At 68.7% G+C, this 18891-nt stretch carries 19 protein-coding genes; 7 read left to right on the top strand and 12 right to left on the bottom strand.

Going from position 1 to position 18891, the window contains the following annotated elements:
- Nucleotides 1-2: 2 nt before the first annotated feature.
- The 6 genes from G6N58_RS01900 to G6N58_RS01875 are packed head-to-tail and all read right to left on the bottom strand — an operon-like array spanning nucleotide 3 to nucleotide 5827.
- Entirely contained in the window at nucleotides 3-1712 is a 1710-nt protein-coding gene (locus tag G6N58_RS01900; RefSeq protein WP_115279953.1) for a sodium/solute symporter, read from the bottom strand.
- Nucleotides 1709-2089: a hypothetical protein gene (locus G6N58_RS01895; protein WP_115279954.1), complete on the bottom strand. Its 381-nt coding sequence runs from the start codon at nucleotides 2087-2089 to the stop codon at nucleotides 1709-1711. The genes G6N58_RS01900 and G6N58_RS01895 overlap by 4 nt, the downstream gene beginning before the upstream one ends.
- Nucleotides 2082-2846 (bottom strand): LytR/AlgR family response regulator transcription factor, encoded by a 765-nt coding sequence (locus G6N58_RS01890; RefSeq protein WP_115279955.1) that lies wholly within the window; start codon nucleotides 2844-2846, stop codon nucleotides 2082-2084. Before G6N58_RS01890 ends, G6N58_RS01895 begins: the two co-directional genes overlap by 8 nt.
- 16 nt (nucleotides 2847-2862) lie before the next feature.
- The gene (locus tag G6N58_RS01885) at nucleotides 2863-4044 is read right to left on the bottom strand and encodes a sensor histidine kinase (protein ID WP_115279956.1); all 1182 of its coding nucleotides are present in this window, start codon (nucleotides 4042-4044) and stop codon (nucleotides 2863-2865) included.
- A gap of 50 nt (nucleotides 4045-4094) precedes the next feature.
- On the bottom strand, nucleotides 4095-5525 hold the full coding sequence (locus G6N58_RS01880; protein ID WP_147289393.1) for a multicopper oxidase family protein: 1431 nt from the start codon (nucleotides 5523-5525) through the stop codon (nucleotides 4095-4097).
- Nucleotides 5526-5560: 35 nt separating this feature from the next.
- Nucleotides 5561-5827 (bottom strand): hypothetical protein, encoded by a 267-nt coding sequence (locus G6N58_RS01875; protein WP_163907763.1) that lies wholly within the window; start codon nucleotides 5825-5827, stop codon nucleotides 5561-5563.
- Between the two features lie 285 nt (nucleotides 5828-6112).
- Here G6N58_RS01875 and G6N58_RS01870 point away from each other — a divergent pair, with 285 nt between their 5' ends.
- Entirely contained in the window at nucleotides 6113-6685 is a 573-nt protein-coding gene (locus G6N58_RS01870) for an HhH-GPD-type base excision DNA repair protein (protein ID WP_115279958.1), read from the top strand.
- 54 nt (nucleotides 6686-6739) lie between these two features.
- Here the strand turns inward: G6N58_RS01870 and G6N58_RS01865 are convergent, their stop codons facing one another.
- Together G6N58_RS01865 and G6N58_RS01860 are read right to left on the bottom strand one after the other, a co-directional pair.
- A complete protein-coding gene (locus G6N58_RS01865; RefSeq protein WP_115279959.1) occupies nucleotides 6740-7816 on the bottom strand; it encodes an Rv1157c family protein in 1077 nt (358 codons plus the stop codon).
- 32 nt (nucleotides 7817-7848) lie between these two features.
- Complete coding sequence (locus G6N58_RS01860) at nucleotides 7849-8364, bottom strand: hypothetical protein (RefSeq protein WP_115279960.1); 516 nt, start codon at nucleotides 8362-8364, stop codon at nucleotides 7849-7851.
- Nucleotides 8365-8504: 140 nt separating this feature from the next.
- Between G6N58_RS01860 and G6N58_RS01855 the strand changes: the two genes are divergently transcribed.
- On the top strand, nucleotides 8505-9731 hold the full coding sequence (locus tag G6N58_RS01855) for a mannosyltransferase (RefSeq protein ID WP_115279961.1): 1227 nt from the start codon (nucleotides 8505-8507) through the stop codon (nucleotides 9729-9731).
- Here the strand turns inward: G6N58_RS01855 and G6N58_RS01850 are convergent.
- The gene (locus tag G6N58_RS01850; RefSeq protein WP_115279962.1) at nucleotides 9694-9993 is read right to left on the bottom strand and encodes a 4a-hydroxytetrahydrobiopterin dehydratase; all 300 of its coding nucleotides are present in this window, start codon (nucleotides 9991-9993) and stop codon (nucleotides 9694-9696) included. The two genes, G6N58_RS01855 and G6N58_RS01850, sit on opposite strands and share 38 nt — an antisense overlap.
- 56 nt (nucleotides 9994-10049) lie before the next feature.
- On the opposite strand from G6N58_RS01850, the gene G6N58_RS01845 reads away from it, so the two are divergent.
- The 3 genes from G6N58_RS01845 (at nucleotide 10050) to G6N58_RS01835 (ending at nucleotide 12618) form a co-directional block, all read left to right on the top strand.
- Nucleotides 10050-10709: a DUF3159 domain-containing protein gene (locus G6N58_RS01845; protein ID WP_163907829.1), complete on the top strand. Its 660-nt coding sequence runs from the start codon at nucleotides 10050-10052 to the stop codon at nucleotides 10707-10709.
- Nucleotides 10676-11062 carry a (deoxy)nucleoside triphosphate pyrophosphohydrolase gene (locus G6N58_RS01840; protein WP_115279965.1) on the top strand — a complete coding sequence of 129 codons (387 nt, stop codon included), beginning with the start codon at nucleotides 10676-10678 and terminating at the stop codon, nucleotides 11060-11062. Before G6N58_RS01845 ends, G6N58_RS01840 begins: the two co-directional genes overlap by 34 nt.
- A gap of 152 nt (nucleotides 11063-11214) precedes the next feature.
- Nucleotides 11215-12618, top strand: coding sequence for an HNH endonuclease signature motif containing protein (locus tag G6N58_RS01835; protein ID WP_115279966.1), 1404 nt, complete (start codon nucleotides 11215-11217; stop codon nucleotides 12616-12618).
- 58 nt (nucleotides 12619-12676) lie between these two features.
- On the opposite strand, the gene G6N58_RS01830 is transcribed toward G6N58_RS01835, so the two are convergent.
- From G6N58_RS01830 to G6N58_RS01820, 3 genes are all read right to left on the bottom strand, one after another.
- Nucleotides 12677-14284 carry a PE-PPE domain-containing protein gene (locus G6N58_RS01830; RefSeq protein ID WP_115279967.1) on the bottom strand — a complete coding sequence of 536 codons (1608 nt, stop codon included), beginning with the start codon at nucleotides 14282-14284 and terminating at the stop codon, nucleotides 12677-12679.
- A 135-nt stretch (nucleotides 14285-14419) separates the two neighbouring features.
- Nucleotides 14420-14692: a hypothetical protein gene (locus G6N58_RS01825; RefSeq protein WP_115279968.1), complete on the bottom strand. Its 273-nt coding sequence runs from the start codon at nucleotides 14690-14692 to the stop codon at nucleotides 14420-14422.
- 70 nt (nucleotides 14693-14762) lie between these two features.
- Nucleotides 14763-15029, bottom strand: a complete 267-nt coding sequence (locus G6N58_RS01820; RefSeq protein WP_163907760.1) for a hypothetical protein — start codon at nucleotides 15027-15029, stop codon at nucleotides 14763-14765.
- Here G6N58_RS01820 and typA point away from each other — a divergent pair.
- Nucleotides 14985-16892, top strand: coding sequence for a translational GTPase TypA (typA, locus tag G6N58_RS01815; protein ID WP_115279969.1), 1908 nt, complete (start codon nucleotides 14985-14987; stop codon nucleotides 16890-16892). The genes G6N58_RS01820 and typA overlap by 45 nt on opposite strands.
- Nucleotides 16893-16909: 17 nt before the next feature.
- Nucleotides 16910-18862 (top strand): ABC transporter family substrate-binding protein, encoded by a 1953-nt coding sequence (locus G6N58_RS01810; RefSeq protein ID WP_115279970.1) that lies wholly within the window; start codon nucleotides 16910-16912, stop codon nucleotides 18860-18862.
- Nucleotides 18863-18891: the final 29 nt, after the last annotated feature.

The following is an 18891-nucleotide window of genomic DNA, read 5'->3' as shown; positions in this document are numbered from 1 at the left end:
GGTCAGCGGGGATCGCGGGGCAGCCGTTCCACACCCATGCCCAGGCGTTCCGGAACGTGCATGCGAGCGAAGATGCGTGCGACGTCCGGCGGCGCGGTGGCGGCGGTGAACCGGCTGACCACGATCATGGTGAGAAACGCCAGCGGCACCGTGATCGCCGCGGGGTAGCCGATCAGTGCGCCCGCCCAGCCGGTGTCGTCGATGCCCCCGGTGACCGCGACGGTGGTGGCCGCACCGGAGAGCACCCCGCCGACCACCAGCCCGCTGATGGCCCCGGCGCTGGTCAGCCCACGCCACCAGATGCCCAGCACCAGCAGCGGACACAGGGTGGAAGCCGCCACGGCGAAGGCCAGTCCGACGCTGCGTGAGAGCTCGAGTGAGGATGCCGCCAAGGCCAACGGAATCGGCACCAGCCCGCCCACCACCGCGGCCAGCCGGAAGTCCCGGATGCGGCCCCGCAGCACATCGGTCGACAGCGCGCCGGCGATGCTCACCAGCAGCCCCGAGGATGTCGCGAGGAAGGCGGCGATGGCACCGGCGGCCACCAGCGCGGCCAACCCCGCACCGATCACCCCGCCGATCGCCGCGTCGGGCAGCAGCAGTACCGCGGCGTCGGCGGTGCCGGTGACGAGCAACTGCGGGACGTAGAGGCGGGCGAACACGCCCAGCAGGGTGGGGAAGAGATAGAACAGCGCGAGCAGCGCGATCACGGCCAGCGCGGTGCGGCGGGCTGCCCGGCCGTCGGGGTTGGTGTAAAAGCGCACCAGCACATGCGGCAAGCCCATGGTGCCCAGGAAAGTGGCCACGATGATCGACAGCACCTGGTACAGCGGATGATCGCCACCCAGACCGCCGCCGGAGGAGATCCACTCCGCACCCGTGGTGGGAGCACCGGCCACCACCGGCGTCGCCGCTCCCGGCGCCAACGTCATGACCGAACCCTCGGTCAGGGTGTAGCGTCCCGGCGCCGGCAGCGCCGCGCCGTCGACGGCCACCCCGGCCGGTTCGTCCACCTGCACCACGACATCGGTGTCCACGGTGACGGTGGTCTGCTGGGCCACCGTGGGCGGCACCGGTGCACCCAGCTCGGGCCGGTCGGACAGGAACAGCCCTAACAAGGCCAGCGCGGGTACGGCGATGGCGGTCAGTTTGAGCCAGTACTGGAATGCCTGCACGAACGTGATGGACCGCATGCCGCCGCCCACCACGTTGGCGATCACGATGGCGCCCACGGCCACCGGTCCGATCCACACCGGTAACCCCAGCAGGATGTTCAGGGTCAGGCCGGCGCCCTGGTACTGCGGCACCAGGTAGAACACACAGATCACCACCACCACCAGCATCGCGACGGTGCGCAATCGCCGTGACCCCAGCCGGAATTCGGCGAAATCCGGCACCGTGTACGCACCGGAGCGGCGCAGCGGGGCGGCGACGAACAGCAACAGTCCCAGGTATCCGGCGGTGAAGCCGATGGGGTACCAGAGGGCGTCGGCCCCGTACTTGGCCACCAGTCCGGCCACCCCGAGAAACGATGCGGCCGAGAGGTATTCACCCGAGATCGCCGCGGCGTTCCAGCGGGAGCCGACGGTGCGCGAGGCCACCAGGAAGTCCGAGGTGGTGCGGGACAACCGGCCGCCATAAGCGCCCACCAGCACCGTGGCCAGCGCAGCGGCCACCAATGCGAAAGCGGTCAGCGGGGTGAGCGCGTTCACGGTTCGGAGGACCCTTCGTCCACGATGCCGATGAAGTCGCGCTCGCTCTGTTCGGCCAACCGGACGTAGAGCCAGCCCACGCCGTAGAACATCGGGTACAGCAGGGCGCCGAGAATCAGCCAGTTGACCTTGATGCCGAACACGGTCAACTGCTCGAAGGCGGGAAAGGCATTGCCCAGCAGGGGGATCGCCACGATGACCGTGACCACCACGGCGGCCAGCCGCAGCGCCAGCCCGAGCTGTGCGCGCACCAGCCCGCGGACCAGGGCATCACCCACCTCGGTCTGCTCCTGCACCTCCACCCGGGTGCGCACCATCCGCGCGCCGCGGCGGTGGGCCAGCACGATGCGCTCGCGCCGCGGCGTCGGCTCACTCATCGCGGAAGTTGCGCATCGGACCGCGGACCAACCGGTCGCGCAGTTCCCGGGTCTGCCGGCGGCTGACCGGCAGCTCCACCGCCGGGGACTCGCCGTTGGCGCCCACCCGGACCAGCACGCCGCCGTCGGTGCTGCGCAACCCGGTGACCAGGTGCAGCGACACTAGGTAGGACCGGTGCACACGCTGGAATCCGCGGTTGCGCCAACGGGTTTCCAGGGTGGACAGCGGTATCCGCACCAGATGCGAGCCCGACGATGAATGCAGCCGGGCGTAGTCCCCCTCGGCCTCCACCCAGCCGATGCTGTCGCGGCGGACCAGCTTGGTGACACCGCCCAGTTCCACCGGCAGCACCTCGTCTCCGTCGTCCACCGGGGTCGGCTCGGCTGTGCGGATGGCCAGCACCCGGCGCACCGCCTCGTCCAGTCGCTGGGTGCGCAGCGGCTTGAGCAGGTAGTCGGTGGCCCCGACCTCGAACGCGGCCAGGGCCTTGTCCTCGTGCGCGGTCACGAACACCACGGCGGGCGGGTGGGAGAAGTTGGCCAGCACGGCAGCGAGTTCCAGGCCGGACAGCCCCGGCATGTTGATGTCGAGGAACAGCGCGTCGAGCGGGCGTTCGGACAGCTCCCGCAGTGCCGCATTGGCGTCGCCCACGCCGTAGACGTTGCCGACACACGGGTGTTGTCCCAGCAGATAGGTCAGCTCGTCGAGCGCGGGAGCCTCGTCGTCGACGGCGAGGACGTCCAGCAACCGGGTCACGGGCCGTCCTCTCGCATCACACGTGCACCCCGGCAGCGAACTTGGGCACCCGCATGATCACCTTGGTGCCCGCCCCGACCGCGGTTTCGACCACAAGACCGTAATCGTTGCCGAAGGCTGCGCGCAGCCGATGGTCGACATTGGTCAGGCCGACATGCGCACTGTGGTCGCCGCTGGCGTCGGGGCCCAGGGCGTCGGCGTGGGCCGAGCGCAGCGCCTCGGGGTCCATGCCCACGCCGTCGTCCTCGACGGTGATGACGGTGTCGATGCCCTCGTCGGTGGCAACGAGGGTGATGGTGCCGCCGCGCTGTCCGGCCAGGCCGTGCCGAACGGCGTTCTCCACCAAGGGTTGTAGGGCCAGGAAGGGGACGACGACGTTGAGCACCTCGGGGGCTACCTGCAGCTTGACGTCGAGTGCGGTGCCGAAGCGGGCCCGCTCCAGGGTCAGGTAGCGGTCGATGTTGCGCAGTTCGTCGGCCAGTACGGTGTAGGGCCCGGCCGCCCGGAACGAGTAGCGGGTGAAGTCGGCGAAATCGAGGATCAGCTCACGGGCTCGGTCGGGATCGGTGCGCACGAACGAGGCGATGGTGTTGAGCGCGTTGTAGACGAAGTGCGGGCTGATCTGCGCGCGCAGCGCCAGCACCTCGGCGCGGTCCAGCCGGGCCCGCGACGCATCGAGTTCGGCGAGTTCCAGTTGGCTCGCGGCGTAGCGGGCCACTTCGCCGACGGCACCCAGCATGCCCGGTCCGGGTGCAGCGGCGGTCACCACCACCAGGACGCCGATGGTGCCGCCGTCCTCCGGGGACAGTGGCTGCGCGATCAGCGCGGGCAGGTCGGCACCGTCGAGAACCCGGCGCTGACCCGACAGCGACGCATGGGCGGCGCGGTCGCAGCGGTCATCGAGGGCGGCCGACCAGATGGCGCCGTCGCGGGCCAGCCGGTTGCCGTCGCTGTCGTAGAGGGCCACCGCATCGGCGCCGGTGAGGTCACGCAGGTACGGCACCGCGGTCTCGGCCGAGTCGGCGTCCAGCCCCTGCCGCAGCGCCCTGGCGGCCAGCGAGGCGGTGTGCAGCGCGGCGTGCACGGCCCGCTCGGTGGGGGTGGTGACCACCCGCCGGGTCCGCACCACCAGGACGGCGGCCAACGCCGCGACCAGTAGCAGCGCGGCGGCCAGCACGACCGCGAACTCGCCCGACATGTCCTGACACTAGCGCGTCGCGGGTAACGAGTGGCAGGCCGAAGCCGTGGTCAGGCGGTGTAGTCCAGGCTCGTCATCATCCCGGCTTCTTGGTGGTAGGTGTTGTGGCAGTGCAGCATCCAGGTGCCAGGATTGTCGGCGACGAGTGCGACGCTGACAGCCTGCCGGGGCCGGACGATGGTGGTGTCTTTTCGCGCGCTCAGGCCGCCGGCGGCATCGAGCATCTGGAAGGTGTGCCCGTGCAGATGCATCGGATGCCACATCATGGTCCGGTTGGCGAATGTCAGCACGGCTGTCTGCCCGCGGGTGATGCTCAGCGGCTGGCTGTCGGGGTGGGGCCGCCCGTTGATGCCCCAGCTGTAGTGCATCATCCCGCCGGTGAGAGCCGCCGTCAGGGTGACCTCCGCGGCCGTGATTCCGAGGCCTTCTTCCGGGGTGGAGGTGAACACCTCGACGGTTCCCACGCGCTGTTCGAGCTCGCGAGGTCGGAATTCGGCACCGGGTGCGCTGCCCGTTCCGGTGACCAGCAGGGCCCGCGCCATCGCGTTCTTGCCCTCCGCCGACGCCACCAGGGGGAACACGCCGTCGCCGGCGGTCACGATCACGTCGACGCGTTCCCCCATCCCGAGCAGGACTGCGTCAACGTCCCTGGGCACGACCGGATACCCGTCGGTGTGCGTGACCGTCATCGAATGTCCCGCCAGAGCGATCCGGAACGCGGTATCTGAGCCGGCGTTGATCAACCGGATACGGATGCGTTGGCCTGGTCGGGCGCGCAGTGTGCTCGGTGCCTCGGGAATGCGTCCGTTCAGCACGTAGTACGGGTACACGACATCACCGGCGTCGCCGCCCAGCAGGGGGCTGGTGCCGCCACCCATCCTTGCGGACCCCATGGCCGGCATGCCGCCGCGCAACTGGTCATAGATCGCCTGAGGTGACCTTCCCGCGCCGTCGGTCCAATCGTCGGTGACGACAATCCATTCCACGTCGTAGCGGGCCGGTTCCCGTGGGTCGTCGATGATCACCGGGACGTACAACCCGTGGTCGGCCTGCAGGCCGGTGTGCGGGTGGGCCCAGTAGGTGCCCGAATGGGGCGCCGAGAAGCGGTAGGTGAAGGATTCTCCGACAGCGATGTCGGCGGTGGCCGGTTCCGCGCCGTCCATGTCGTTGCGCAGCGCGATGCCATGCCAGTGCACCGACGTGGGCTGGTCCAGCCGGTTGGTGACGGTGACCGCGAGGTCATCGCCGACATCAGCCCTGATCAACCGACCCGGGATGCTGTCGCCGTACGCCAGCGTGTGGACCACCGGCCCACCGAGATCGATCGTGGTGGGCTGTGCTGTCAGCGTCGCGGTGACGGTCCGGCCGGTGTGCGGCCGTGCCGCCTCCGCCTCGTCGATCACATCGGGGGGAGTTCCTGCGACCGGTCGTGTGTTCACCTGGGCACAGGCCGCCACGGCCAGGCAGGAGAGCGCGGTCATCCGCACGAACGTCCGGCGGTCGACCACCGCAGGCACTACGAAGGCCGCTGGGTGAACGGAGGCATGGGCGGTCCGGTTGTCGGGCTGAGCTGTCCGGGATTCATCCGGCCGCCCGGCATCATGTCTTCCGGCCTCATCATGCCCGCGCCCGGCAGCATCATCGGGCACGTGTACATCCATCCGTAGGACCCGATCGGACCGCCGCGCTGCTCACCTGGCCAGTTACCGGACGGTCGGCCCGCGACATAGCCCGAGAAGAAGATCACGACGACGATGAGCAGAACGCCCGCGGCGATGCCCACCCAGACCAGGGCCTGATGATGACCACTTGGCCGTCGGTGCGCGCGGTCATCCGAATCAACTGCTGGTGAGGGCCTTTCGGGCGGGGCCGGGGCCCTGTCGTCATCCATGTCACTGCTCGCCTTCAACCCTGTGTACGTCCGTGGTTGCCGGGACAACTCCTCATCCAAGGGTGTGGCCCGTCCTCGCGGCGTTCTAGAGGCCTTGGTCCTTTCTCCTGCCGGCCAACGGTGCCTGGACAGCCGCATCGATGTGTTCGGCTGCCTCGAAGCCATAGACTGCCTGGCATGCCGAACGTGCAGTTGGTGCAAGAGCCCGCCGCTGATGCGCTGCTCAGCGAGAACCCGATGGCGCTGTTGGTGGGGATGCTGCTGGATCAGCAGTTCCCCATGGAGGCGGCGTTCGCCGGCCCGCGCAAGATCGCCGACCGCATCGGCGACGTCGACGCCGCGCTGATTGCGGGCTTTGACCCGGACAGGTTCATCGCGCTGTGTTCGGAAACCCCTGCCATCCACCGCTTCCCGGGTTCCATGGCCAAGCGGGTGCAGGCACTGGCGCAGGTGGTGGTCGACGAGTACGGCGGTGACGCCGCCGCCATCTGGACCGAGGGCAACCCCGATGGCCGTGAGGTGCTGCAGCGGATCAAGCGGCTGCCCGGTTTCGGTGACCAGAAGGCGCGAATCTTCCTGGCGCTGTTGGGCAAGCAGTACGGCTTCACCGGTGCGGGCTGGCGGGAGGCCGCCGGCGACTACGGCCCGGACGGCACCTTCAAGTCGGTGGCCGACGTGCGCGACCAGGACTCGCTCGACAAGGTGCGCAGTTACAAGAAGGCCGCGAAGCAGGCGGCAAAGGCCAAGTGATGCAAGAAGCCACGTGCCTGGGCACGTGGCTTCTTGCGAAAAAGATCTGACTGGTTACGGCACCACCGTGGAGCCGATGGTCGGCATGAACTGGCACTGCTTCTCGGTGGTGGTCACCTGTCCGAAGATGGTGGAGATGATGCTGCCCGAGCCGGTGTCGACGATCGCAGTCAGCGTGGTGGGCCCCGTGGCGTTGATGTCCGGGCGCGGCTTGAGGGTGGCGCTGCCCGACTTTCCGGTGGACAGGTTCACCCACGTCACGTTCAGCGGCAGTTTCTGCACCTCCGCCGGGCCGGCGGTGCCGACCGCGGTGAACACGTAGGCGGTCTGCCCCGCGCCGGGGCCCGGGGTGGGGATGGTCGCCGGTCCGGCGACGGAAATGGCTGTGGCGATGGAGTTTCCGCCGTCGGCCAGGCAGCCGTTGCCGATCGAGGGGTACATGAAGTCCTGCGTGGGAGGCGCATCGGCCCCGAAAGCCGTCGCGGCCGGACTCGGCGGGCCGGGGGGCAGCGCCGAGGGCGCCTGCAGTTGTGGCAGTGCCGGTGCCACCCCGGCTGCCTCGACAGCAGGTGCGGCTTCTACAGCGGCGTCCGGAAGATGGGAGACCGGTGTGGTGGGCACCTCGACCGGCGGTTCCGGCTGGACCGGACCGACCGCATTGGCCGGGTTGACCCCCGGCGGCAGGTGGGCCTCGAAGCCGGGGACCACCCCGGCCGGCGGCAGGTGTTGGGCGTCGCCGCCTGCCGTCGGGACCGGGGTGGGGAGAACCGCGCCGCTGGGCAGCGGGATGCCGCCCGGCAGGGAGGCCGGCAACATCGACGCCGCCCCCGGGTTGGACACGAACTGGCTGACCGCGGCCGCCAGGTTCTGTGAATCCGCGGACGCCGCCGAATTGCCCGCGAACGCCGAGGCCGCCGCCATCAGCATGGACGCCGCATTGTTCGGATCTGCGGCGGCCTGCTGAACGGCGGGACTCAGGGATTGCACCGCGGTCAGTCCCGGCGCCTGGAGACCGTCGATCGGGGCGGGGGCCGGCGGCGCGGCGGGCTCAGCGGTGGCAATACCGCTGAACAGCAGCGCGGCCGACGATCCGACCGCTACGGCGGTGGTGGCGAACAGCGTCCGTGACATGACAGGGAGGTCCAATCCGTTTCAGGGGTGGGTCAGGGCAGGGCGGAGACGGGGAACAGCGGCCCCAGGCCGGGTGCCGCTGGGGTGGGCGGCTGCACCGCACCCGGGACCGTCGTCGAGTTACCGAGGGTGGGGATGCCGTTGGCCTCGCCCATCGGGATCAGCGACGTCAGGTTCGGTGGCAGTGACACACCGGCGGGCAGCGGGACACCCGGGATGCTGGGCACGCTCAGTGCCGGTGCTGCGGCGTTGGCCACCGGCATGGCGCCGGTGGTCGGGTTGGGCACCGCCAGCGAGGCGGTGGCCAGCGGTGCCGGCGCGGCCGGGGCGGCCTGTGCGCCGCTGAAGTTCGTGAGCAGCGAGGACGCGGCCTGCAGGGCACCCGCCGGGTTGGCGACGAACTGCTGGATCATGTCCATGCCCGGCATTGCCGGTGCCGGAGGTGCGGGGGCCGGTTCGGCGCTGGCTGCGCCGGCGGTCAGCAGCGCGGCCGCTGACGTGCCGGCCGCGAGTGCGGCTCCGGTGAACAGTTTTCTGAATCGAGACATGGCTCTCCCTACTCGGCGATGTGGTCTGTGCCCGAAGGTAGTGCCGTTACTGGAGTTACTCGAGTGACACGTGTGGCATTTATTCAACCGTTACGGGGTCGTTGGACAGAGGTGACCCGGCAGCGGGCGCGTCGCAGCCGATGGCCGGAGAGTTTGCGTTGGCTCGCCCCGGTCCTAGAGTCGGCGGGATCAGCACCAACACCTCCACCCGACTGACCGCGCTGGCGCCGCTGCTGCTGGCGCTCAGCATCGCGGCGCGGCTGGCGTGGACCTACCTGGTGCCCAACGGCGCAAACTTCGTGGACCTGCACGTCTACATCGGCGGGGGTGACGAAGTGGACGGCCCGGGTGCTGTCTACGACTACGTTTACGGCGACCAGACGCCGGATTTCCCGCTGCCGTTCACCTATCCGCCGTTTGCGGCCGTGATGTTCTATCCGCTGCACTTCCTCCCGTTCTGGTTGGTGGCCCTGGCGTGGCAGCTGGGCATCATCGCCGCGCTCTACGGCGTGGTGCGGGTCAGTCAACATCTGCTGGGTATCGTCGACGCCCGGCGTGTCGCGTTCGCCTGGACCGCGGTGGCGATCTGGCTGGAGCCGTTGCGCAGCACCTTCGACTACGGCCAGATCAACGTGCTGCTGGTGCTCGCCGTGCTGCTGGCAGTGGCGAGCAACCGCTGGTGGATCTCGGGTGCGCTGGTGGGGCTGGCCGCCGGGGTGAAGCTGACGCCGGCGGTCGCCGGGCTGCACTTCCTGGGCGCGCGCCGCTGGGGTGCGGCGGTGTTCTCGGCGGTGGTGTTCGTGGGCACCATCGCGCTGTCGCTGGCGGTGATGGGCCGCGAAGCCCTGCGCTACTTCACCGACCTGATCGGTGACGCCCAGCGCATCGGCCCCGTGGCGACGTCGTTCAACCAGTCCTGGCGCGGCGCGGTGTCACGGATTCTGGGCTACGACGCAGGCATGGGCCCGCTGGTGCTGGCCGGCATCGCCGCGACCGCGGTGCTGGCCTGGTTCGCCTGGCGCAGCGTCGGGGCGTTCGGCGAGGACCTGGACCGGCTGGGGTCGATCGTGGTGGTGAGCCTGTTCGGGTTGCTGCTCTCGCCGATCTCGTGGACCCACCACTGGGTGTGGCTGGTGCCGCTGATGATCTGGCTGCTGCACGGCCCGTACCGCGCGCTGACCGGCGCCCGGGTGCTGGGGTACGGGTGGCTGGTGCTCACCGCGATCGGCGTGCCGTGGCTGCTGAGCTTCGCGCAGCCGACCATCTGGGAGATCAGCAGGCCGTGGTACCTGGCCTGGGCCGGCACCGTCTATCCGGTGGCAACGCTGATCACTCTGGGCTGGATAGCTCTGCGACGATCCCGTTGATGTCGCGGGCCATCTGAACATCCTTGTCGGTGATGCCGCCTTCAGAATGCGTCACCAACGCGAAGGTAACTGTGCGCCAACGGATGTCGATGTCCGGGTGGTGATCCTCGGACTCGGCGTGCGCACCGACACGGCGCACCGCCTCGATCCCGTCGAGGAACGCCGGAAACTTGATGGACCGGCGGAGCGCACCGTCGGCGCGATCCCATCCGTCGAGTTCGGCGGCGGCGGCGTCCACTTCGTCATCGGTCAAGACAGCCATCACTCGACCGTACCCGCCTCACGCCCACCCAACGCCGCGTTGACGACACTGGGCGCATGTCTGATCCAACCGTGCCCCCGGCCGTGCTTGTCCTGCGTCGATTCGGCGGGCCGTGGGGCGTTGTCGCAGCGGTGGTCCCGGTCATGGTGTTCACTGCGGTGTCCAGCCTCGGCGAACTGATCCCTGCCCTGCTCGCAGCGCTGCTGGTGGCCGCCGCGCTGGCGGTGGTGCGCATGCTGGGCGGGCACGCCGGATTCTCGGCTTGGGCGGGGTTCCTGGGGGTGGCCGCCGCCGCGGCAGTGGCGATGGTGACCGGGGAGGGGCGCGACTTCTATCTGATCGGTATCTGGCACTCGCTGGTCAACTGCGTCGCCCTGCTGGCCTCGGTGCTGGTGCGCCGTCCGCTGGCGGGTCACCTGTGGGCCTGGGGGGCGGGCGCGTCGGCGTCCTGGCGGCTCGACTCCCGCGCCAAGGCGGCTTTCACCGTCGTGACCCTGTGCTGGGCAGCGGTGTTCGGCGCACGGTTCGTCGTGCAGCAGCAGCTCTACCTTGCGGACGAGAGCACCTGGCTGGGGGTGGCCCGGATCGGGATGGGGCTGCCGCTGACGGCGGCGGCGCTGCTGGTCTCGGTCTGGGTGACGCGCTCGGCGCGGGCCGGGCTGCAACGGCTACCGTCAGCGGCGTGTCCCTCCAGATCGTCGTCGCCGGTGCCCTGATCTGTGAGCGCAGGTTGCTGGTCGCACAGCGCGCCCGTCCGCCGGAGCTGGCGGGCCTGTGGGAGCTGCCCGGCGGAAAGGCGGCGCCGGGGGAGTCCGACGCCGACGCCCTGATCCGGGAACTGCGCGAGGAACTGGGCGTCGAGGTCGAGGTCGGCGAACAGCTCGGTTCCGACGTGCCGCTGACGGCCACCATGACGCTGCGGGCCTACCGGGTGCGCCAGATCGGCGGCACCGTGGTGGCTCTGGATCACCGCTCGCTGCGGTGGGTTTCGAGGGCCGAGTTGGACGCACTCGCCTGGGTGCCGGCCGACACGGCGTGGTTGCCGGACCTCACCGCCGCGTTGGCGTAGCGGGCGCGGTTGAGATAGACACCAGACGAGGATCTCGCGCTTTTCTGTTGTCTGGTGTCATTCTCAATCTGTTCCGAAAATCCCTGTGCCACTTGAGTATCTGCTGTCACATTGCGCCGGTTCTTGTCGGTGGCCAGGTCTAGTTTCGAGGCATGGGAACGTCAGCTGTCGCCGATCGTGAGGCGATGCTGGCTGCCCTGACCCAGATGGAAACCCTGCAAGCGCAGATGAACTCACTGTCCATCGATGCCTTCACCCCACTGGAGTTGTTGGACCTGCAGCAGCGCCGCGAAACCCTGGCCTGGTTACAGCCCGTGCTCGATCACAAGGTCTACCACCGTCTGCGCGCCGAATGCGCCCCGAAAGAACTGGGCGCCAGCAGCTACACCAAAGTTCTGGCCGCCCGGCTGCGGATCAGCGAAGCCGAAGCCTTCCGGCGCCTCAAGAACGCCGAACTGCTCGGCCCGCGCACCGCCCTGACCGGTGAGCCGATGCCCCCGGCGTTGCCGAACGTCGCTGCCGCCCAGGCGAAAGGGCAGATCGGGCCCGAGCATGTCAGCGAAATCAAGTCGTTCTTCCGCACCCTGCCCCAATCAGTGGACTTCCAAGCCCGCGAAGCCGCCGAAACCGACCTCGCCCACCACGCCAGCACCCTCGGCGCCGACGGATTCACCGCCGTCGCCGACCGACTGAAGTACCTGCTCGACCAAGACGGCACCTTCACCGACACCGACCGCCAAGCCCGCCGCGGGCTGCGCCTGGGCAAACAACGCCCCGACGGCACCGTCCCCATCTCCGGATACCTCACCCCCGAAGCCGCAGCGACCTGGGAAGCGGTCAAAGCGAAACTCGCCGCCCCCGGGATGTGCAACCCCGCCGACGATGCCCCGCAGGTCGACGGCGAACCCGACCCCGAGCACGCGGCCCGAGACGCCCGCACCCAGAGTCAACGCGACCATGATGCGTTCTTGGCCGCCGGGCGCGCGGTCCTGGCCTCCGGTGATCTCGGCCAACACAAGGGATTGCCGGCGACGATCATCATCCGCACCGAACTCAAGGACCTGGAGAAGGCGGCCGGGCACGGGCTCACCGCCGGAGGGACCCTGATTCCGATGCGCGACGTCATCCGCATGGCCTCCCACGCGTACCTCTGGCTGGCGCTGTTCGACGGCAAGGGTGTGCCGCTGCATCTGGGGCGTACCCGCCGCGTCGCCTCACCGGGGCAGCGCATCGTGCTGCTGGCTCAGCACCGGGGCTGCACCGCCCCGGGCTGCACCGCCGACGGCTATCACTCCGAGGTCCACCACGCGAACAAAGACTGGAAAGACGGCGGCAACACCGACGTCGAGGACATGACTCTGGCGTGCGGGCCGGACAATCGCATGGTCGAGACCACCGGCTGGATTACGAGGAACCGTCCTGATGACGGCGTCACCGAATGGATCCCCCCGAAAGCGCTCGACTGCGGGCAATCCCGCACCAACCCCTACCACCACCCCGACCGCATCCTCGCCCCCGACGAACCCGACGACGACCCACCCGGCGATGACCCGTGAGCACACTGAAAAACCGAAAAGCCGACGACCCACCAGGGCCGCCGGCTATCGGTGCGGATCAGGCTGCCGCAGAGGCCTTCTCGGTCGACTTGTCGTCGGACTTGCTGTCGTCGGACTTGGTGTCGTCAGACCCCTTGTCGTCGTCGGCCTTCGAGTTGTCGTTGCCCGTCGAGTCGTCGTCGCTCTTCTCGTCGGCTTTGTCGTCGTCGCCGGTCTTGTCGTCCGTGGTCGCCTTGCGCGGGTTCAGCGCGGCCTGAATACGGTCACCGAAGTCGCGGAGCCCACGCTGCATCTCGGTGAACGGATTCTTGGCCGGCTTGGCCTCGGGCTTGGATTCGTCCGTGGTCGAGTCATCGGTGGCCACCGGCTCGGAGTCCTCGGACACCGGCTCATCTGACACCACGGTCTCGGACTTCGCCGGCTCCGCACTCTCGGACTTCGCCGGCTCCGCACTCTCGGTCTTCTCCGGCTCGGACACCGCGGCAGTGGAAACGCGCTGTGCAGCAGCGCTGTCCGCAGCATCATCGTCGCCGTCCGTCAGCGTCTCGGGCGGTTGCGGCACGATCCACGTCGGCTCGCCCCGCAGGCCTCTGAGCATCTGATCCACACCCTGCGGGACGGCCTTGAGCAGGTCCACGGCAAGCGTCACCGGATTGAAGATGGGGATCAGCCGGAAACCGGTGGTTTGCCCGTAGGGCAGGCTCCGGTCGTAACCGGTCTGCTCGATCAGCACCCGCAACGCCGGCTCCAGCAGATCGGCCACCGGCTTCAGGCCGATGTCGTGCAGCGGGGCCACCAGCGGGAGGACCGTCGGCGTGACGGTGATGTACTTGGTGTCGCCGCGCTGCTGCACGTCGACCAGCTCGGGATAGAGCTCCGGGTTGTCCATCATCCACTGCCACTGTTCGGCGGTGTATCCGCCCGGGGTCTCGTCGGGATCTGCTTCGGTGGGCTGCGGGTAGGTGCCATGCACGTACTCGAAGCCCAGGATCGCGTTGATCATCGCCAGGGGATTGGTGAGGTAGAGCGGTGCGTCGGCGATGATGTCCCACTTCATCGCGATGTCGGTGGTCTCGATGCCGGTGTCGGTGGGCATGGACGGGCCGAACGGGAACTCCACGATAGGCGCCGAGAAGCCGAGCAACCGGGTGTTCAGGCCGCCGTTGGGCCGGGACACGTTCCCGATGACGACAAACTCGATCTGCGCCTTCTCCTCATCCGACAGATCCGCCAGGGCCCGCTTCTGATAGGCCAGGATGGCCCCGCTCTGCGAGTAGCCGAACAGCACCAGGTTGTCGTCGGGTCCGAGGGTTTCCAGCTGCGCGTCCACAGCCTCCCCGAACAGGGCGGTGCCTTGCAGGATCGACTGTTTCCAGGTGGGCGCATCGGGCCCGCCGTACAACGGCCACGCGGTCTCCGGGGTGTACACGGCCTCCAGATCGCAGCCCGGCGGCGCGCACACGGTGTTCGGATAGATGTAGTACTGCGCCACATTGGGTACATAACCCGGGAAGTCGTCGGGGTTGGGTCTGCCGGTGCCGCCCATGATCAGGGCAGTGGTCGCGGTCAGCGCGACGGTGGTGGTCAGGGTGGACCCGAGAGCCAGGACCACCGCGGCGATCAGCGCGATGGCGGTGACGGTCAGGGTCCGGATAAATGAACGCATGGGAGCCGCTCCAATCAGCCGGCAGGACTACCGGCTGAGGGGATGCTCGCACAGTCAGGTGAACCCCCGGAGCCGAATCGACACCGCGATGTCACCGCCGGGCGGCGTTTGCCGTCCAGCGGTGTTGTCGGATGCTCAGTACCGCAGGCGATCGCCCACCACGCGCACCTGAGATGCGGTGCGCGGATGGTGGGCAGCATGCAGCGGATGCAGGAGTACGGGGTGCCGGCAGTGCGGGCACGACGGTGGCGTCCGGTCTGTGCCGGCGAACGTCAGATGGTGGCATGCGCCACACCTGACTACGTAGAAGGCGCCCATCCAGTTGAGCAATCCGAGGTAAATGGCCGCCGTGGTGGCCAACGCCAGCACGACGATCACCGCGACGGTGAAAGCTTCGTAAACCGTCATGATCTTCGACCTCCAACAAGAGCCGACGGATACTGTCACGATACTCGTCCGGCCAGGTCAAAGGTGCTTCTCAGGCTTTACGCGCGCGCTTGTAGACCTTGTCGAGATCCTTGCCGTGGATGCCCACCAACTCGGCTTTGCGGACCTTGTGCAGCACCAGCGGGCACTTCTTGCAGCGGGGTTTGGACCGACAGCATTTCTTCTTCGCCTTGAGGTCGGCGTACTTGCTGGAAATCGACTGTTCCCTTCGTCGTTTTCGCGATTGGTTCCCTGCACTGCGAGAATCAGGGACGTGGATTCTCGCCCCAACTTTAGAAACGTCGCGATCGTCGCTCACGTCGACCATGGCAAGACGACTCTCGTCGACGCCATGCTCCGGCAATCCGGCGCGCTGAGGCATCGCGGCGACGACGCCATCGAACGCCTGATGGACTCCGGTGACCTGGAGAAGGAAAAGGGCATCACGATCCTGGCGAAGAACACCGCCGTGCATCGGCAGAACCCCGACGGCACGATGACGGTGATCAACGTCATCGACACCCCCGGCCACGCCGACTTCGGCGGCGAGGTGGAGCGCGGGCTGTCCATGGTCGACGGCGTGGTGCTGCTGGTGGACGCCTCGGAGGGCCCGCTGCCTCAGACCCGCTTCGTGCTGCGCAAGGCGCTCGCGGCACACCTGCCGGTGATCGTGGTGGTCAACAAGACCGACCGGCCCGACGCCCGCATCGCCGAGGTGGTCTCCGAGAGCCACGACCTGCTGCTCGACGTCGCCTCCGATCTCGACGACGAGGCGCAGAAGGCCGCCGAGTTCGCGCTCGGTCTGCCGGTGCTCTACGCCTCTGGTCGCGCCGGCATCGCCAGCACCGTCGAACCCGCCAACGGCGAGAACCCCGACGGGGAGAACCTGGACCCGCTCTTCGACGTGCTGCTCGAGCACATCCCGCCGCCGCAGGGCGACCCCGAGGCGCCGTTCCAGGCGCTGGTCACCAACCTCGACGCGTCGGCGTTCCTCGGCCGCCTCGCGCTGATCCGCATCTACAAGGGCAAGCTCAAGAAGGGCCAGCAGGTGGCCTGGATGCGTGAGGTGGACGGCCACCCCGTCATCACCTCGGCCAAGATCACCGAGCTGCTGGTCACCGTCGGTGTCGAGCGCACGCCCACCGACGAGGCCGTCGCCGGCGACATCGTGGCCGTTGCCGGCATCTCGGAGATCATGATCGGCGACACCCTCGCCGACGTCGAGCACGCGCACGCGCTGCCGCGGATCACCGTCGACGAGCCGGCCATCTCGGTCACCATCGGCACCAACACCTCGCCGCTGGCCGGCAAGGTGTCCGGGCACAAGCTGACCGCCCGGATGGTGAAATCGAGACTGGACTCCGAACTGGTCGGCAACGTGTCGATCAAGGTCGTCGACGTGGGCCGCCCGGATGCCTGGGAGGTCCAGGGCCGCGGTGAGCTGGCGCTGGCGGTGCTGGTGGAGCAGATGCGCCGCGAAGGGTTCGAGCTGACCGTCGGCAAGCCGCAGGTGGTCACCCAGACCATCGACGGCAAGCTGCACGAGCCGTTCGAGGCCATGACCATCGACTGCCCCGAGGAGTTCGTCGGTGCGGTGACCCAGCTGATGGCCGCCCGCAAGGGCCGCATGGAGGACATGGCCAACCACGCGGCGGGGTGGGTCCGGATGGACTTCATCGTGCCCAGCCGCGGCCTCATCGGTTTCCGCACCGACTTCCTGACGCTCACCCGCGGCACCGGCATCGCCAACGCGGTGTTCGAGGGCTACCGCCCCTGGGCCGGGGAGATCCGCGCCCGCCACACCGGGTCGCTGGTCTCGGACCGCTCCGGGCAGATCACCCCGTTCGCCATGATCCAGCTCGCCGACCGCGGGCAGTTCTTCGTCGAGCCGGGGCAGGAGACCTACGAAGGCCAGGTGGTCGGCATCAACCCGCGTGCCGAGGACCTCGACATCAACATCACCCGGGAGAAGAAGCTGACCAACATGCGGTCGTCGACGGCCGACGTGATGGAGACCCTCGCCCGGCCGCTGGAGCTCGACCTCGAGAAGGCGATGGAGTTCTGTGCCGAGGACGAGTGTGTCGAGGTCACCCCGGAGATCGTGCGGGTGCGCAAGGTGGAGCTGACAGCCACCCTGCGGGCCCGAGCGAAGTCACGGGCGAAAGCGGCCGCGAAGAGCTGACGGGCCACGCCACGGGGATGGCTACCCTGAAGCACGTGCAGAGCCGCTCCCGCCTCCTGACCATCGGTGCGGTGGCGTCGGTGTTGTTGACAGGCGGATGCACCGTCAGTCCGCCACCTGCACCGCAGAGCACCGAGACCACCGAGAGCACGCCCCCGCCACCGCCCAAGGCGACGCAGATCATCATGGGCATCGACAACATCGGGCCCGGGTTCAATCCGCACCTGCTCTCGGACCAGTCGCCGGTGAACGCTGCCATTGCTTCCCTGGTGCTGCCGAGTGCGTTCCGGCCGGTACCCGATCCGGACACGCCGACGGGATCGCGGTGGGTGATGGACGAGACGCTGCTGGAGTCCGCCGAACAGACGGACAATTTCGGCGAGTTCACCGTCACCTACAAGATCCGACCCGAGGCGTCCTGGACCGACAACGCCCCGATTGCCGCCGACGACTTCTGGTACCTGTGGCGGCAGATGGTCAGTCAGCCGGGTGTCGTGGACCCCGCGGGGTACGACCTCATCACCGGGGTGCAGTCCATCGACGGGGGCAAGACAGCGGTGGTGACGTTCTCGCAGCCGTACCCGGCCTGGCGGGAACTGTTCAGCGACATCCTGCCTGCCCACATAGTCAAGGATGTGCCCGGCGGTTTCGCCGCCGGACTGGCCCGGGCGCTGCCGGTGACCGGCGGTAGTTTTCGCGTCGACACCATCGACCCGCAGCGTGACGAGATCCTGCTGGCCCGCAACGACCGCTTCTGGGGACGACCGGCCAAGCCGGATCAGATACTGTTTCGACGGGCGGGATCGGCTGCAGCCCTTGCTGATTCGATCCGCAACGGTGACACCCAGGTAGCCCAGGTGCATGGTGGGGCAGCCGCGTTCGCGCAGTTGTCGGCCATCCCCGACGTGCGGACGGCGCGCATCGTGACGCCGCGGGTGATGCAGCTGTCGCTGCGCGCGCAGCAACCCGCGCTGGCCGACACCGACGTGCGCAGAGCCATTCTCGGGCTGCTGGACGTGGACCTGCTGGCTGCCGTCGGCGCGGGCAGCGACAACACCGTGACGTTGGCGCAGGCGCAGGTCCGCGCGCCGTCGGATCCGGGCTATGTGCCGACCGCGCCACCGGCGATGCCGCAGGCCGAGGCCCTCGGGTTGTTGGAACGGGCGGGATACGTGGTGGCACCGGACGCCGAGCCGTCGAGCACACCCACGCCGTCGGCGGGTTCGCGAACCTCCGCCACTCCGGAGCCGCCGCCGGTCACCACCCGCGGCACCGTCACCAAGGACGGCGAGCAGCTGAGCCTGGTGCTGGGCGTCGCGTCCAATGATCCGACCTCGGTGGCGGTGGCCAATACCGCAGCCGACCAGCTGCGCAACGTCGGTATCGCGGCGTCGGTATCTGCGCTGGACCCGGTGGTGCTGTACGGAGAAGCATTGCGGGACAACACCGTCGACGCCGTCGTGGGCTGGCACCGGGCCGGCGGTGACCTGGCCACGTCGCTGGCGTCACGGTACGGCTGCCGGGCGCTGGAGGAGATCGAGCTCACCACGGCGGAGCCGTCGCCGGCAGAGTCCACAGCGTCGGAAACCACTGCGTCTGAGACCACAACGTCCGAGACCGCATCAGCGGAGCCGACGTCCACGTCGACTCCGGCCCCGGAATCCACTCCCACCACCACACCGCCGGCCTCGGACGAGGAGGCCCTGGTGCAGGCACCGTCCAACATCACCGGGCTGTGTGACGAAAGCATTCAGCCGAACATCGATGCCGCCCTGGGTGGTGCGACGGGCATCGACGAGGTGATCAGGGCCGTGGAGCCGCGGCTGTGGAACATGGCGACGGTGCTACCGATTCTGCAGGACACCACGATCGTGGCGGCCGGCCCCACCATGCTCAACGTGAGTCTCACCGGGGCCGTGCCGGTGGGCATCGTCGGGCAGGCTGCTGACTGGGTGAAGCCGCCCCAGTGACGATGCGCTGACACGGACTGTCGCACACA

Origin of the sequence: Mycolicibacterium tokaiense (genome assembly GCF_010725885.1) — a bacterium.
In the GTDB taxonomy this organism is placed as follows: domain Bacteria; phylum Actinomycetota; class Actinomycetes; order Mycobacteriales; family Mycobacteriaceae; genus Mycobacterium; species Mycobacterium tokaiense.
Note: the sequence above shows the minus strand (reverse complement) of the source record. Positions and strands in the feature narration are given on the sequence as shown.